Consider the following 16,780-nt stretch of genomic DNA (forward strand, 5'->3'; position numbering starts at 1 on the left):
TATAATTTACGGCAATAATTAACTTAACAAAAGTATTACCGGCAATTATACGATTAATTAATATTTGCATCAAATAGAGCAACCGGTTAAATCATTCATAGTACGACTTGTTTTTCTCCAATATTCCCTCTATATATTCTCTAATTTCTAGGTTTGCAAATTGTTTACCTATCTTGACTTTACTTTGAATATAACCGTGGTTTAAAACCTTTCCTTCCTCCAATGCTGTAGAAACGCATTCTCTAATTGCCTTTTTTGCCAAGTGGACCTTTTCAGCATTAATTTTGGATTTATATTCTTTATATCTAGAGCTAATTAAACTACATTCAGCTGGAAAGTGATATCTTAATGATTCATTGCTTTTATAACCAATCTGTTTAGTTACTTCGTTTAAACTAAGTGGCGGGTATTCATTACTGTTAATAAATTTATACAATAAATTTCTTTTTTCCTCAGTGGTAAGTGTAATATAGCTTTTTTTCTTTATTAGGTCATTCTTAAATTTACTAATATGTTTAATATTAATTTCATTTTCCCTAAATAATATCACTTCTATGGGGGTATTTACACAATAACTTAATACTAATAAGGATTCGAAAGAAAGCTGTTGTGCTTTCCGTTTCCATTGTGTAAGGGTACACCTATCATAATTCATGTTTTCAGCTAATTTATTTAATGGATTACTAGTTCGATTAAAATGTCTACTCAAGAAGTGACTAACTTTATTTAAAATGAAATCACGATCAACAAATTCAACCGCTTCATTTTTTAATAAGTCTTCTACATTTTTATTTACCCATTTTTGCCAAACAATATTTTCTTCATTTGTATTATTATTTACAACCATATTAGATCCTAACCACCCTTTACATTTTGGGCAATAGCCTATAACTGAATATAAGTCCAACTGTTTTATTTCGTTTGTACAGTTAGGACAAGTAGATTCTAAAACACAATTATGTTTTAAACATATTGTTAAGGACTTAAGCGACCATATAAGCTTTTCGTATATTATATTTTCATTCTTTTGTTCATTTAAACAGGCCGGGCACCAATTCCTTGAAACTTTTATATCGCCAATGGTTAATAGTGGACTTAGTTTCAACCATGATAAACTTTTAAGGTCTCTTCTATTGGTTAATTCCTTCAGGGCACGTAAAAAAAATGAAGTCTGTTGATTAAATCCATTTATAGAGTATGATTTATAATACACCCTATATAGATCATTTTCGCTATAATCCTGGTTTTTGTCTGTATATAAAGTTGGAAATATTAAATGTTTTACAAAGCTTGAAACGGAGATTGAATGTGCTTCAGAAAGACGCTGAATATAACTAGTTAAACTCTCCGTATCTAGACTATTCATGGACATTGGTTCCAATGAATAACATTTACTCCTCTCAGGTGTTCTGACTTTTTTCTCATTCCAAACGGTAAACATTTAATCACCCTCAATCTATGAATTTAATTTTTCGTTTTTAAATTCTTCAATTCCAATTTGATCTCGAGTTGGTTTTCTTTCACCGACTTTGGGTTTCTTAGATTTCGAAGCTAAATCATTGACCTCATATTGGTTTGTCATTAATCCAAGCTTTGTGCTAACTCTCTCCTTTTTCTTATTGTCGTTACTTTCCATTTGTTTTTCCATTTCAATAGTCTCATCCGCCATTTTTTCAATCTTATCTATGCTTATTTCAAATCTTTTAAAATCGTTTAAAGCCAAGGTCTTTTTATGTTGATCATTCGTAAGATTATATTCGACTGTCCTATTTAACCAGATCTTTAAATTACCAACACAACCTACTGAATGCATATAAAAGTACTCCCAGTGATCTACTAATTGTGGTTCTTCATAGAATGGAAGATGCTTTTGAAAAGTCCATAAAACATTCTGGAAAGCTGCCCTATCGTCCTTTATTTCCATTTTATATCTGGGCAAATGTACATCAATACCTCGTCGTATTAATTGACCACTAAGGTTTCTAAATTTAAGAATTTCATAAGTACCAAATAAAACAAATGGAACCTTGCTTACTGATGAAAGAGATTTTAAAGTATCCATCTGATTCCTCAGACTTCTACCTCTTGCTACTCTTGCAATATGTTGAGCTTCGTCAATTAAAAAAGCTCGAGGTTTCCTATATATTAATGCATTTTCCATTGCTCTTCTGTAAGCATTCTTACTATTTCTACTTGGAATTATCTCCTTTGTTTTAACGTCAATATTTATTTTATAATCGATTAAAGGCTCATTAAGTAATGACAAAGCTCTAATATAAAAGTCTTTCCAATCAAACCGACCATCGTCAGGAGCTATTGCCTCATCTCCAACAATGGGTATAAATCCCTTGTCATTAAACATATCTTCCATATGAGTTTCATTATAATGATCAATTATCTTTTTAAATAATGTAGACTTACCAACCCCGCTCGGCCCAAAAATAAGTAATATTTCATTTTTATCTGCTACACTAATGATATCTTTAAATTCCTTAAATGCATTCATTAATTTAGGATGAGCGATAGTCAAGTTTTTAAAATAATTTATTCTTTCATAGGCTGATTTTTTGGTGAGTTCTATTGGAAATAACTGTCCATCCATTTTTAAAACTCCTCATAGGTAATAAATTTTTTTGGATCCTTTTCTACTAATGTAATTTCGTTTGATTCTTCAACAACATATTGATGTTTTTCTTTAGGTGTAAATTCATGTCCTTTATAATGACTCTTTTCTCCATTATTCACTTTAAAAGTTGATCTTACTGCCTGATCTTTTAAATTTTGTAATTGTAGTATTTCTTTCGATTCTATAGATTCAAGAAATCTCGCGATCATTGATCCCGTCATTTCAATAGCTATTTCAGTACTCTTCATGCGGTTTCTAATTTCCATAGTTGCTATTTTTATTTCCTTTTCAGTACGGTTTTCAAAAACCAAAAAATTTTCCGATCGAAGTTTAGTCCAATTTTTATTAACATAAGCATAAGCTACAGACATATCAAAAGGATCGTATCGAACATAAACACTCTGGCCTTCAATTTCTGGATGATCAAGCATATCTGCCCAATAGTAGATATTGTTAATACGCACCCCTCGTCCTGGTTGAACCTTAGCTGTTTGTTTTGGAGTAGATGGTAAAGTCATTATTTCAAACAATTCATCATACCTAACAAAGGTATGCTCCCGCTTTCCCGTTTTGTATAATCTGTTTTCATAATAGTCTCGGGGGGAGGTAGCTAATGTTGAATGGATTTGTCTATCGTATATTTCATAACACCACTCATTCATCATTTCGAACAATGCTTCATATGTCCAAGTTGCATTATGTTTAGGGTTAAATTTCTTTGTTACTTCTCTAACTTTCTTCATTATTTGTGTATTACCTAAGAGATTATGAATAAATTCTGTGTTAGTAGTCCCGAATATCCTCTCACAGACAGAACCAAATTTAGGTTTTGACCCTGGCCGTTGTGCTTTAGTAACTTTGTATTTCGCTAACAATGTGTCAAAATAAATACTATGAAATTCCTTTCCACCATCGATAACCAACATATTTGGTAACCTTGAGTTTCTCTTAACACATTCCCGTATAGCCATCATACAAGACCGATAACTTGGTGGATCGAATGTTAGATAGAAAGCTAGTATTCTTCGAGAATAAGCATCTATCAGCAGGGTAAGCCAAGGTCTCCCTAAATTTACAAGCGTCTCCGAACAAATCAGTTCAACATCTAATTCTGTATGATCTAAATGACAAATCTGATATGGATAGTCTCCATGTCTTGGAGTAGTTTCTTTTATCTCAAAATAAAACTTTTCAGTGTCATATGCGGCTTTGGGTCCTTTTCTTTTCATAGCTTGAACATGAGTTGATCTTTTATTTGATTCTTTCCAAAAGGTGACAAAACTAGGGGGAGTCAAACTTCTATCTTTACACTCTTGATAAAATCTCTTATAAATTGAATTAAGATTAGAACTACGAGGATTTTCATATTTTTCTTTTATATACTCATTCATTAACTCAATAACTTCAGGAGATAGCCTTTTTTCTCTATTTCCTTGATTATTTCTTTTATCTATCAAACCTACAAAACCATTTCCAAACTGGCTTTCAGCATCTTTATATTTTTTTGCCCAATCTCTAAATGTTCTAGGACTAACATTCAATTCTTCTATAGAAAGACCATTCCAATGCCTTTGCAACACATTGAATTTACGGTTAGCTTCCTCCAAACTCTTTGGAGAAGCACTAAGCATTAGATCTAAAACTTCATTTGAATAGGAAATATCATTATTTAGGTTTGTGAGTGGCTTTATCGTACCTTCATGATATAATTTTTCAAACAGTGAATGAGGGATTTTAACTTCTTGTTTTCCATTCATAATTGAAATAGTTGAATCAAAAATACTTAAAATTGTACATTGTTCTCCTGCCCATAAAATAGGTTGTAGGGGTGAAATATCGAGGGTTGATCCACTCAAAAAGTCATTTGTTTTTGACCTAGTCATATTGATAAAGGCATCTAAGGACTCTTTATTGGGATACATTGAAACTTTATCAAAATCAGTAATTAAAGTAGCTTTAATGTCCGCATAAATTTCGTTTTGTGCAAGTAAATGATAAATATCATCGGCATCAATACCAGTATCCATAAATAGTAATTTTTCTAGACTTATACCTGGTTTCCCGTTTATTATTTTAATAATTTGATCTTTCTTTTTCTGTGAAACATTAATTTTATCACCAATCAGATAATCCTCCAAAAATCTAATATTTCTTTGGCGTATCCAGTCAATTTCATTTGAAGTACGAATTCTAAAAGACAGACCATACTCTTTAGCATATTCTTCAACTGGTGGACATCGGTAAGTTCCTGATTCATCTACATTGTATCGATTAGGGTACTTTAGTATTAAATTGGCTAATTCTTTTTCTGTTTTCCATTCTTCATAACCAATCCAGTCCTCTTCAATAATGAAAAAATCAGGTGTATAATAATGCCCCATTTTCCGACTTTTGTTTTCATAACGAATTAGAATACTTTCTGGTTGATCATAGTATTCTATGACCTTTGAATTAAATTCCTTCTCATAAATTGCTGCTAATTCAAGGGTTCTACTTTCAAACTGAATGGTCACTCCCATCTTCCGGCTTGGATAAGAACCGGAAACATTTTTTCTACTTGACCTTACTCTTCGTGATGGCTGTGAATTCCTTATATTTTCAACTTTTTTTATGGTATTTTCTTCGATATTTAATCTATTATAAAGTTCACTTAAATCCTTTTTCAAAATTTCTCCTCCTCACCTTCATTTGATTGATTGTTTTTCAAGTATTAAGATCACTTCCCTTATTCTCTCTCCAATAATCCTGAAATTTTTTTTCATGCAATTTACCGTTACCTATTATTTCTTCTATTTTTCTACTACTAGGATAAATTCCTTCTTGTTCTAATGTATAAAGGGCATTGTCAATTTTCTCTTTAAAAAGCTTGTCTTTATTTTGCTTTTTTATTTCCATTTTTTCTAGATAGTTTATTTTGATATACCTACATTCATTTGGGTATCTTTGAGCCAGCAGTCTTCGATCACACTTTAGTCGTTTCGCTATTTCACTTAATGAGTATGGTCTCTTTTCCTTTACTATAACATTGAGGAATTTTTCAATTTCATTATGTTCCTTACTAACTCTTTTGGCCCTGCATACTTTATTAATGTAATGGTCTGCGAAGGATACTTTTGGTTTTCTCATATTTAGAAAATCTGTTAAATCAAGTTGTAATTTCATAGTAATATCTATTAGTACATGTAATGGAGGAGAACTTTTACCTTCCTTCCACATCCAAAAGGTGGACTTAGGATAATCAAAAAAATCTACTGCTTTTGTTAAAGAACCTTCGAAATGATTTTCAATATAAAATAATAAAGAATATGGAACATTATTTTTTTCGAATGACGTGCAAATAAGTTCTAAAAAGAATTTTTTTATAAATTGATTGTATAGTCGGTTGTCAACACTTATTTGATTGCTATCCTTAAAATTTCCTAACCAATGATGACACCTAGAACAAAATCCTGGTAACGACTTTCTTTCTAAGATGTACATGAATGATTTACAATATGGACAGACATTTTCTAATGATCTGTCGTGGATTAAACACTTATGAATTGGTTGAAGTGTCCAACTAAGTCTTTCATAAATAACCCCACTATTTTCTAGATCAGTTTGATAGCAAGAAGGACACCAGTATTTAATATTTTTTAGTAACCCTCTAAACGGAACTAAATCCCGACAATTACCAAAAGTCGTGTTTCCGATATCCTCCCTACATGTTAGGAAAGCAATTACTTTTATAAAGTCATGTGCAATGACTCCATGACTATTAATGGCAGACGATGACTTATAAAAACCGTTCCCGCCTTTAAACACAATATTATTAATATATTTTTTGTTTATATTAGGGGCAATCAAATGGTTCATTAATTCACCAACTGTTATACAATGAACATACGCTAACCTAGAAATATAACCGCTTAGGGACTCAACTTCTATCGTTTTAATTCCGATTGGGGCAATATTATATAGACTGCTTCGTTGCAACTCCATTATACCACCAGCCATTCATATATTACAGAATATTCAGTTCCAATAAACTGTACATATAGTATTGGCTAAAATCGCTCCTTCTAAGCAATTATTCCGGAAGGGGGTTGTATTTTACAACCTCTCTCTTTAAAATGCTGATAGTCATGTCCCATCTTGTTCTTGTCCTTTTTTTATGCAGTATAATAAATCACAGTCGCTACATTTCTTCTTAACTATCTTTTCGCATATGTTCCATTATGTACTGAGCGATAAGTACGTTTCCTTTTCCTTAGATTCTACAGCAATCTGAGCACCACTCCTTCCTCCTCCGACCACTAGCACATTGCCTTGTAATAGATTTGATGGATTTTTGTACTGGGAAGAATGTAATTGGAGAACTTCAGACGATAATGATTGTGCAAAACTTGCTATGTTTGGTTTTTTGAAAAGGTCCTGTCGCAATGACAACTTCTGTCCTGCCTTAATAGTAATGGAAAACAAACCCGCCATCTCAAGGTCTTGTAAAATTACATAAATTAAAAAAGTGTAAGATTTTCCATATCCAAAGGTCATGTTCATTGGTTTTAACTTCATTTAATGATGATTGCTTAGTCTCTTGCTTTTCAGAAGGGTCCGCTAGCTTTCTAAGCTCTTGTTCAAAAATAACACTCCCATCCTCCCCTATTAAGATTAAGGAGTTCCCACGAATATTTTCTGAAATTTCTTCATTCTTAGGGATAGTAACAATCATTGGGGTTTCAATTTTGTAACGATTCTTGCTTTCATCAAGATATACCTTATCGGTTGATAGCATTTTTGAAGAGAAATTGTTAAACCCGTAGTCAAGTAAAGCAGCTGTATCATCATACGCATATCGAGAAGAAGGTGCATTTAACGTGACAGCTATTAATTCCATTCCATCCCGTTCGGCTGATGTTACCAACGTAAAGCCTGACTGGGAGACATAACCGTTTTTAATCCCTGTCACTCCCTCATAGTCCCATAGCATTCGATGATGGTTATAGATTGTCGTTTGCCATCCCTCACCATTCCAGTTTAACTCCTTCGTTCCTACAATTTTTTTGAATATGTCATTTTTCATTGCATATTGTGAAATCATCGCCATATCATAAGCTGTCGTATAGTGATTTTCATCAAATAAACCATGGGGGTTCGTAAAGTTCGAATCGATTATACCAATTTTAGCCTTGACAAAATCATTCATTCTAGCTGCAAAGCCTGATTCGCTACCAGAAAAATACTCAGCAATGGCTGTCCCTGCGTCATTCCCCGAGTTGATCAGAAGACCTTGTACTAAACGTTTTAACTCCACTGTTTCATTTTCCACTAAATAGACTCTTGTCCCATGGACCTCGGTCGTTTCTTTACTCACAGAAACGAAGTCATTTAAGTTCCCTTCCTCAATTGCCATGATTCCAGTCACGATTTTCGTAATACTAGCAGGATACATTTGCTTTTTTGGGTTTTTATCATATAGGATTTGACCAGACTTTACATCAATTAAAATCGCTGCTTCACTTAAGAGATTTGGTTTTTCCTTCGAATGAGCAAGTGATATTGAGTTTGATGAGAAAAAAAGAAAAATTATTAATAAAAGGATAGGTATAGATTTCTTGCTCAATATTGTACCGCCTTTCTAAATTCAAAATCACTTATTAAATATACTAAAAGTTGAATAAATGAAGTTAAGACATGATACTCGCATCAAATATACAAAAGAAAAAGAATCGGTTACTATCTTTGATAAGACCCGATTCAAATTGGAGTATTGGAGAAACTATATAAACTCTTTGTTTAACTATTATGCAAAATTAGCTTTTTTCTAAAGAAATTATAAGTTGGAAGCACTAAGATAACTGCATTGTTGTTATACAAGTATTGTCGCCTTCAAATGTAGATATTTCAGATTCTGTTGTTTTTCCTTCATATTCCATTTTAACTTGATATGTTTTGTCACGAGGTAACCATAAATCAATAAAACCATTAGCGAGTGATGTCATGGTTTCGTCGACAATCACATGGCCATCTTCATCTTCAATATATACATCAAAATCCTTCTCCACCAATTCTCCTTGGCAACTAGTTAAACTGTGATTGGTGCAAGGATGTGTTGTATTAATAAATGGCGCAATTGAAACAAAAAATTCATCCGCTGGAAGGTCATAGGTAGTTTCTTTATTTTTGTTATCAGTTACAATAAGTTCTCCTGAAGTAATGGAAGCAGATACGTCATCAAAATTTCCAACACTGTAATCCTGAACCATTGTCTTAATATCCTGAGCTTCCGTTTTATTTGAAGGACTTTCATTACAAGCTACAACTGTTAAGGTGAGTACTAAACCTAACACGGCTAATAAACTTTTTTTCATCTGTTTTTCTACTCCTTTTTATCTAGTTCATTTAATTATTTAATCTTAGTATAATAAATTGTAGTGTATTATTTGAGCAAGGGCTTTCAATAACACAGTTTATAATAATCGTAAATTGTGATGAATGTTTGAAGTTACTGTACTCCTTTATAAAATATGTGTAAGTCGTATCGTGAACGGGAGGAACCTCTTCTTGTACTAGATATTATTATTTCATTCGATTCTTTAAAGTAATAATCAAATAGATAACTCCTGCAATGACTACTGGTATTCCTGTCCACAAACAAATTTGAAGGAAGTTTACAGAATAATGTTTAATTGATTGTGGATGAGACATCCAAGTAGCCGACATCGTCCAGCAACATAAACCTACAGACACCAACAGAATAACAATGATCCACTCTTTTCCTCTCATCCATCTCTCTCCCCCTTAATTTCCACATTTTCAGTGATGGGAAACAAGATGTCAAATCGAGTCCCCTCCCCCTGACGACTAGATACATGAATCGTTCCATTTTGTAATTCAACTAGTTGTTGCACGATTGGTAGCCCTAAGCCTGAACCACCACTTTTTCGTGAGCGTGACTTTTCCATCCGATAAAAACGCTCAAAAATATGCGACAACTCTTTCTCTGGAATCCCACTTCCTGTATCTTCAATAATCGTTTTTATTTTATCTTCAACCTGCCTTATCTGGATTAAAATGGTTCCGCTATCCGTGTAGCGAATCGCATTTTCGACCAAGTTAAAGTAAATTTGTTCCGTTCGTAAGCCATCGCCATAAAAAAGGGGTAGCTCTTCCTCATAGGTAACTTGAAACGAGAGTCCACTCTTTTCTGCCTCTGAGGCAGTTCTTAATAAAACATTCTCCATCACTTCTGTTAAATCAATCCATTCAAACTCTAAGCTAATCCTGCCTTCCTCAATTTTTGATAGTTCCAATAAATCATTGCTCAGTTGAGTTAATCGCTTTGTTTCTTGCTGAATGATATCTAAATATTGATGTTGTTCTTTCTCGGATTCATACAGACCTTTTTTTAAAATTTCAGCGTATCCTTCTAAATAAGCCATTGGTGTGCGTAATTCATGAGAGATATTTGCAAGAAACTCTTTTCTTGTATCTTGATAACGTTTTAAGTCTTTTGCTAAATCATTAATTGCTACTGCTAACGAGCCGATTTCATCTTTTGCAATAACTTTTACTCGAGTATCCAAATTACCCTTGGCAATTTTTCGAGCGGCCACCTCCATCTCGACTAAAGGTTGTGACATCGTTTTAGACAAGACAATCGTCATGCCTAGAGCTACAAAGAAAGAACCTAAACCCGAAAGAATTAATAACGTTCTAACCTTGCTTAAAGACTCATTAACTCCCTCAATGGACGATAGGACAAACACCCCACCGTAAAAGGTACTTTCGTCCATTATTGGTGTCCCTATCACATAAAAAGATTCTCCTTGATTTTCTACAGTTTTTTCAATCTGTTTTCTACTAGCCAATACTCCTAACTCTGCATCTCTCATTATTTCTCCCTTTGCGATTCCAGCTACATTGGAAACAGCAACTATTTCTCCCTTAGCATCTACAATAATTAAAGGTATTTGTGAGAACTGAGCGATCACTTCTAACATTTGTATCGTCGTCTCACTACGGTTATTAGAAATAAGATCGGCATACTGGGACGACAATTGGTTGGTTTCCTCATTAGCTTGATTTAAATAAAAGCCAGAAAATATCTGGTTCATCACAAAGCCAAGCGGAAATAAGAGAACAAGAAAAAAGAGGATGATCGTTGCACCTAACTTGATATTAATTCGATTAAAATTCATTTTACTCTTCCTGCTTTTTCATTTTATATCCAACACCCCATACAGTGTGGATGAGATTATAAGGCAAACCCGCCTTTCGAAGCTTTGATCGGATGTTTTTAATGTGGGTATCAACAGTTCGGTCATCCCCAAAATAATCTTCTCCCCAAATTTGTACTAAAATATGGTCACGTGTAAATACTCGTTCCACGTTATTTGCTAGTAACAGGAGTAAATTAAATTCTTTTGAGGTAAACTCAACAGGTTGTCCTTTCACTATCACTTCTCTTCCTATCGGATCAACACTAAGGTCTGTAAAAGACAATAATTCGTTATCTAGCTTTGAGTCAGTCATCGTTGCTCTTCTAAGTAATGCATTGACCCGTGCAATCAATTCCACTGGATCAAATGGCTTTGTAAGATAGTCGTCCGCTCCAACGTTGAGCCCTTCAACTTTATCTCCAATTTCTGTCCGAGCTGTTAACATTAATATAGGAATAGTCATAGATTCTCGAATTTTGGTACATAGTTCAAAACCATCCATATCAGGCATCATTACATCCAGGATAATTAAATCGATTGGCTGTTTCTTTACTATCTTCAATGCTTCGGTCCCGTTTTGTGCTTCGATCATTACGAATCCTTGCTTCGTTAAATGGAGTCGTAAAAGATTCCTCATTTCCCATTCGTCATCTACTGTTAATATATAAATTTTTTTAAAACTCATGATTGCACCTTTCATTTCATTTATTCCAGTTAATACAATAGATAGTCAAAAAGTATCGTTTCATTATAATGACCAGAAAGTTATCGTATCAAGAATTCCTAAAACGATCATAAAGATACCTGCAAAACGCTGAATGAGTGTTCCTATTTTCCTGCTTTTTTTCATTAACGAACCATTTAAATCAAAACACCAAATTAAATAAATAGCTACGATAAAAGGAAGTGCTGTCCCAATCGCAAAGATACTTGGTAAGACAAAACCATAACTCGTTGAAATAACCATAGGCATGAGCAACATGAAAAATAAGAGAAACATGGTCGGACAAAAGCCTAAGGAAAAACTACTCCCTAATAGAAAGGCACCTAATTTATTATTTTTAAACTTTCTATCTTGTCTAATGAAATTTATTGACCAATTAAGTTTAATCAATCCTACCAAATATAACCCAATAAAAATTAATACGGGGCCAAGTAGTTTACGGATCCATGGTAAATACCCTATCAATTCCTTTTGAAATTCAGAACCTAAAAGCCAAACAATAAAACCCAAGCTAGAAAAGACAAACATTTTTCCAAATAAGAAAAAAATGACTTCACCCCAAGGTACATTTTTTTGGAATGATCGATTTCCATAAAGTGTAATTGCCCCAATATTTCCTGTGAATTGGCAAGGTGCTACAGCCCCAAGGGTTCCTAGTATTAAAGCTGATAAAAGTGGAATGTGCTCTAAGCCAAAGGATAATTCGGTTAATGGGCCATAGAAAAGACGACTGATTAAATTAAATATATCGTACATTTTTTCCCCTCGTTCGTTTAATATTTCCTTTTTATAATGATCAAAACGAATGTAGCAAAAAAGTGTGTGTGAAATGTGATGGATTTATCATATGGTCAATGTGTTTTCATTTTCTCCATACTTATTTGAGCTTCAGCATCAACAAAAAGCATCGGTGAGATAAATATTTATTGCGTTATCAATGCTGGATATGACGACTGATACGGTGCTGAACACATTGCGGCAATCGAAATGCCATGCTCAAAGTAATTAATTAGTCGCCTTCCAATTAACCTACTACATCTTTCTATATAATTGTGCAAAGACAAACATCAACATAAATTAATGTGTTGATATTTCGCCGTTTATGAGATTAGGCTTATTTTCATTGTTTTCAAAGTCATCCGACCGACTCGTGATTAATAAGTTGATTAGAATAAATAATACGATCAACAACCATAACCACCATTTTTTCAGCATATTTAAACTTCTCCTTCTATTTTATGCTCTTTAAAAGAGGGGTACCGCCATCATTTCGGAAATTTTGTACGCTAAGCGAATTATAACCTAAAAAAGTCGAATTCCCGTACGCTAAAGATTCGACTTTTTTAGGTTAGCTTGTTCCACTAAAGCGCCCTATTGTGGCATAGTAAGGAATTTTCAAATAAGTAAAGGTTAAATTATTGAACAATTTTTTTAGTAATCCTTGTAGCATCGTCGCCCACACCATAAATTAATGCTGAACTTCTTTTACTTTGCCAACTCAAACCAATAAAATAGAGTCCTTTTATGTTTGTAATTCCATAACGATGAATAGGTTTTCCATTTTCATTGGTGACACCATCAATTTTAATCCATGAGTAATCATTACGATAACCAGTTGTCCAAATGATTGATGACACTTTCCTTGGAGATGAACCCTTAAAGTATACTTGACCATCATTTACGCTCTTAACACGTCCCAAAATCTCAACATGCTTTTTAACAACCTCATAATCATTCCCTATTATTGGATCTCTCTTCTGAAGAAACTTCCCTAGCATTGATTCAGGCTTTGCTTCAGATAGCTTTAAAAATTCAAACCACCAAAACAAACTTTTTCCCGCAATTCTTTGAGGTAATCTTTTAATAGGTTTACTTTTAGCAAGCAAAACAGAGTGAGTTCGGCTTAATTCTGCAGCAATTTGTATACCTGTGTTTCCAGCACCGACAATTAAAACCTTCCCTTCAGGAATTTGTGAGGGGTTTTTATATTCAGAAGCATGTATCATAAAAGGAATCGAATTATCATGTATTTTTGGAATAAAAGGATGATGAAAAGCCCCAGTAGCAACCACAACATGTTTTGCTGTATACCTTTGATTTTGGGTAATCATCAGGAACTTTTGGTCATTCTCTTGTGAGAGTTCCATAACTTTTTGATTGTATATCACAGGTAAATCGTTTTCTTCTTTAAAACGCTTCAAGTAATCTACAACTTCGTTCTTTAGCGGGAATCCACCCGGTTCCCCTTTAAACAAGAAACCATGTAATTGGCTGTAATTCCTTGGGGTAAACAACTGCAAAGAATTATAGCGTTGTCGCCAAGATTCACCTGTCGATTCGTTTTCATCAAGAATTGTAAAGCGCTTATTTTTCTTTTTTAATGAGTAACCCATTGCTAACCCTGCTTGCCCTCCGCCAACTATGATAACATCGTATTCCATGGAAACCTCCAATTAAGGATTATACTTTATAAAAGGGAAAATAGAGTGTTGATCGTACCATTCTCATACATAATATATAACCCTAACCCTATGAATACAATTGGTACAATCCAACGTTCATATTTCTCAATTTTTTCCGATACAGCTGGTTATACGGATCAAATTTTTGGATTAAGTCATTTATTAGGATTTCGTTTTGCACCAAGACTAAGAGGTATAAGTGACGCAAATTTATATACCATTTCTCCTCCAAAATTACATTTTGTGTCTTTAAGTGTCTAAAGTTAGTTCCGAAACCAGATGTTTGTATGCATTATCCTCCTCTTTTCATTATCAATACCAGTATAAACTGTAAATTTGTTAAAAATATGAAGAAGGGCGCAAGATATTTCAACTGGATCTTTTGAGGAAAAAGACTACCGTACTCCTGAGCAAGAGGAGTTAATCCGACTTCGAAAAGAAAACCAACGTCTTCTTGCCATGGAGAATGACATTTTAAAACAAGACGCGCTTAAAAAATATCTTCAATCTGTAACGGAACTTTACAGGTTTACTTCAACAATGTATCCAAAACACTAAAATAAGTTACATTTTTTTGGACAATATAAGAGAAACTGCTTTTGAGGAGAAATATCATTAATGATAAAAACGGGAGATGTAGGTTTAATGGCAAACCATTTATCTACGCATAAATCAATAGTTAAACGAATTGTATAAAACTCATAGTCAAAACACATAAATATTATCGATTCTAAATCAACAAATAATGATGATGAAAAATCACGTACAAGTCATGAATCAATTGTTAGATCCAAAAATGTACCTCCAATCCCAAGCAATTCAGGTACTTTCTCTAACCAAATTGCAGCTAATTTTGATATGAGTGAAAAGGATGTTTCAATTGATGCCCATTTTACTGCTAGTGCTATGGCGAACGAAAATTTTAACTCATCAGAAAACATGAAAAGTAAACAAGTCAAAAAATTACATTTAGCAATGGCACTGCAACAGGCAACTATTTCCGAAATGTATGAGGATGATGGGTTGAATGAATCAGCCCAATGCTTCTGTTACAGAACAGACTTCCGTGATCACGCCTTTAAATATAATCCCACACCCTGGAATAACAAATAATCAGCAACCTAGACATTGAAAAGGACAAATATTAAAAAGGGGTACCTAAATTGATACAAAACTTAAAAACGATGGACAGGACAATGTTGGTTCTGCTGATAGGCGTACTTTTAACTCATCTAGGTACCTACATGGTTATTCCAATCTTACCAATCATGTTTTCGGAAACGATAGGATTGAGTTTAGGTACAGTCGGAATGTTATTAGCAACTTACTCCATTTCCTTTCAATTCGGGAGTATGTTTGGTGGCTTTTTAGCAGATAGAATTGGAAGACGGATCGTTATTGGGGGTGGGGCCTTAATTGGGGCTGTTGGATTTGCTGGTTTAGGTATATTCACTATCTTTATACCTGTCTTACTGACTATAGCTATTGCGGGTTTCGGAAATGGTTTGAATGCCCCTTCCACCAAAGCAGCAATTGCAGCAATTGCTTCAAAGGTAAATCAAACAACTGCATTTTCCTTTCGTGGTATAGCTGCCAATATAGGAACAGCTATAGCTGGTTTAATTGTATTCTTCCTTGTAGCTGGTTCACCAACAATTATATTCTGGATAGCAGGTTTTATTTATATCGGAGTCGCTCTGAAAAGCTGGTTCCTATTACCAAAAGAGTGTGGAGATGCTTCTTGTCCTGAAATACCAAAAGGTGCTTATAAGGAAGTGTTTAAAAACAAACCTTTTGTAGTTTTTGGTTTAATTAGCATTCTGATATGGGCATTATATGCACAATTAGCCTTAGCTCTACCTATCCGTGCAACAGATGTCCTAGCAGAACCTAGTAATGTTGCTTTAATATGGACCATTAATAGTGGAATGGTTATTCTTCTGCAAAATTTGATTACTAAACAAGTTATTAGTCGAATTCATCCATTTGTTGCACTTTCTATAGGACTTATTTTCATTGGTGGTGGAGTTGGAACACTATTTTGGGCAAGCTCATTTTTGGGTCTTATTGTAAGTGGAGCCATCTTTGTGTTAGGAGAAATGTTAATTTTGCCAACCATTGATAGTACCATCTCGCAATTATCGAAAGCAGGATTGATCGGCTTGTTCTTCGGATTAGCTAACGTGCTATCTGGATTAGGAGAGGCTACCGGTAACTTGATTGGAGGCAGACTTCTTGAATTAGGCACAGAATTATCATACTTGCCTTGGCTGATTTACGCCATATCTGGTGTTGCAATAGGTTTAATTGTTTTGGTACTAATAAAATGGAAACCTATGCAACAATCTCTTAAACAAGCAGCACAACAAAAGAATAAACCTGAAAAAGCACCACGAGTTAATCCTGGCCCGTCTAACAACTTATCCCATCCCTTCAATAGCTGGGAAGAAGAAGTATTTTTCCGTAAAAAACAACGCACTTAAAATTAAAAGCATTCCTGTAATGAAGAAATTTGAGGATTGAACAAAAAAGAGCCCTCTTGGTATGATACGAGGTGTCCAAAGCTTCGAAGCAAAAATGGACCCTTAATTGATACCCAAGGAGGACTCGACATGAATTATACACAAAATCACAAAATCTCGCAAATCACGCCATCTACCTTAATCATCGGAATTGATATTGCCAAAGACAAACATGTCGCACGTGCTCAAGATGATCGTGGATTAGACTTTGGAAAGCGTTTGATCTTTGAAAATCGAATCTTTGG

Annotated in this window: 12 protein-coding genes and 5 pseudogenes; 5 read left to right on the top strand and 12 right to left on the bottom strand. The window is 34.0% G+C overall.

Annotated elements, in window-relative coordinates:
- Window positions 1–91: 91 nt before the first annotated feature.
- The 12 genes and pseudogenes from ABMB67_RS12270 to ABMB67_RS12325 form a co-directional block, all read right to left on the bottom strand.
- On the bottom strand, window positions 92–1,441 hold the full coding sequence (locus ABMB67_RS12270; protein WP_354572232.1) for a TniQ family protein: 1,350 nt from the start codon (window positions 1,439–1,441) through the stop codon (window positions 92–94).
- Between the two features lie 15 nt (window positions 1,442–1,456).
- Window positions 1,457–2,602, bottom strand: a complete 1,146-nt coding sequence (locus ABMB67_RS12275) for an AAA family ATPase (protein WP_354572233.1) — start codon at window positions 2,600–2,602, stop codon at window positions 1,457–1,459.
- 2 nt (window positions 2,603–2,604) lie between these two features.
- Window positions 2,605–5,292, bottom strand: coding sequence for a TnsB C-terminal domain-containing protein (locus ABMB67_RS12280; protein WP_354572234.1), 2,688 nt, complete (start codon window positions 5,290–5,292; stop codon window positions 2,605–2,607).
- Window positions 5,293–5,329: 37 nt separating this feature from the next.
- Complete coding sequence (locus ABMB67_RS12285) at window positions 5,330–6,607, bottom strand: TniQ family protein (protein WP_354572235.1); 1,278 nt, start codon at window positions 6,605–6,607, stop codon at window positions 5,330–5,332.
- 243 nt (window positions 6,608–6,850) lie between these two features.
- Window positions 6,851–7,058 (bottom strand): annotated as a pseudogene (locus ABMB67_RS12290) (NAD(P)-binding domain-containing protein); the annotation flags it as partial.
- A 39-nt stretch (window positions 7,059–7,097) separates the two neighbouring features.
- Window positions 7,098–8,228: a D-alanyl-D-alanine carboxypeptidase family protein gene (locus ABMB67_RS12295; RefSeq protein WP_354572236.1), complete on the bottom strand. Its 1,131-nt coding sequence runs from the start codon at window positions 8,226–8,228 to the stop codon at window positions 7,098–7,100.
- Window positions 8,229–8,454: 226 nt separating this feature from the next.
- A complete protein-coding gene (locus ABMB67_RS12300) occupies window positions 8,455–8,976 on the bottom strand; it encodes a CueP family metal-binding protein (protein ID WP_354572237.1) in 522 nt (173 codons plus the stop codon).
- 411 nt (window positions 8,977–9,387) lie between these two features.
- Entirely contained in the window at window positions 9,388–10,806 is a 1,419-nt protein-coding gene (locus ABMB67_RS12305) for an ATP-binding protein (protein WP_354572238.1), read from the bottom strand.
- A gap of 1 nt (window position 10,807) precedes the next feature.
- Window positions 10,808–11,527: a response regulator transcription factor gene (locus ABMB67_RS12310; protein ID WP_354572239.1), complete on the bottom strand. Its 720-nt coding sequence runs from the start codon at window positions 11,525–11,527 to the stop codon at window positions 10,808–10,810.
- Window positions 11,528–11,575: 48 nt separating this feature from the next.
- On the bottom strand, window positions 11,576–12,307 hold the full coding sequence (locus ABMB67_RS12315) for an urease accessory protein UreH domain-containing protein (RefSeq protein ID WP_354572240.1): 732 nt from the start codon (window positions 12,305–12,307) through the stop codon (window positions 11,576–11,578).
- Between the two features lie 659 nt (window positions 12,308–12,966).
- Window positions 12,967–13,992 carry a flavin-containing monooxygenase gene (locus tag ABMB67_RS12320; RefSeq protein WP_354572241.1) on the bottom strand — a complete coding sequence of 342 codons (1,026 nt, stop codon included), beginning with the start codon at window positions 13,990–13,992 and terminating at the stop codon, window positions 12,967–12,969.
- 26 nt (window positions 13,993–14,018) lie between these two features.
- A pseudogene (locus ABMB67_RS12325) lies at window positions 14,019–14,135 on the bottom strand (cadmium resistance transporter); the annotation flags it as partial.
- On the opposite strand from ABMB67_RS12325, the pseudogene ABMB67_RS23440 reads away from it, so the two are divergent.
- The 5 genes and pseudogenes from ABMB67_RS23440 to ABMB67_RS12345 form a co-directional block, all read left to right on the top strand.
- A pseudogene (locus tag ABMB67_RS23440) lies at window positions 14,125–14,229 on the top strand (Tn3 family transposase); the annotation flags it as partial. The pseudogenes ABMB67_RS12325 and ABMB67_RS23440 sit on opposite strands and share 11 nt — an antisense overlap.
- 144 nt (window positions 14,230–14,373) lie before the next feature.
- Window positions 14,374–14,493, top strand: a pseudogene (locus tag ABMB67_RS23445) (IS3-like element IS655 family transposase); the annotation flags it as partial.
- Between the two features lie 378 nt (window positions 14,494–14,871).
- Window positions 14,872–15,126 carry a hypothetical protein gene (locus ABMB67_RS12335; RefSeq protein ID WP_354572242.1) on the top strand — a complete coding sequence of 85 codons (255 nt, stop codon included), beginning with the start codon at window positions 14,872–14,874 and terminating at the stop codon, window positions 15,124–15,126.
- 50 nt (window positions 15,127–15,176) lie between these two features.
- The gene (locus ABMB67_RS12340; RefSeq protein ID WP_354572243.1) at window positions 15,177–16,496 is read left to right on the top strand and encodes an MFS transporter; all 1,320 of its coding nucleotides are present in this window, start codon (window positions 15,177–15,179) and stop codon (window positions 16,494–16,496) included.
- A gap of 129 nt (window positions 16,497–16,625) precedes the next feature.
- Window positions 16,626–16,780 (top strand): annotated as a pseudogene (locus tag ABMB67_RS12345) (IS110 family transposase); the annotation flags it as partial.

Origin of the sequence: Halalkalibacter oceani (assembly GCF_040544555.1) — a bacterium.
GTDB lineage: Bacteria > Bacillota > Bacilli > Bacillales > Bacillaceae_D > Halalkalibacter > Halalkalibacter oceani.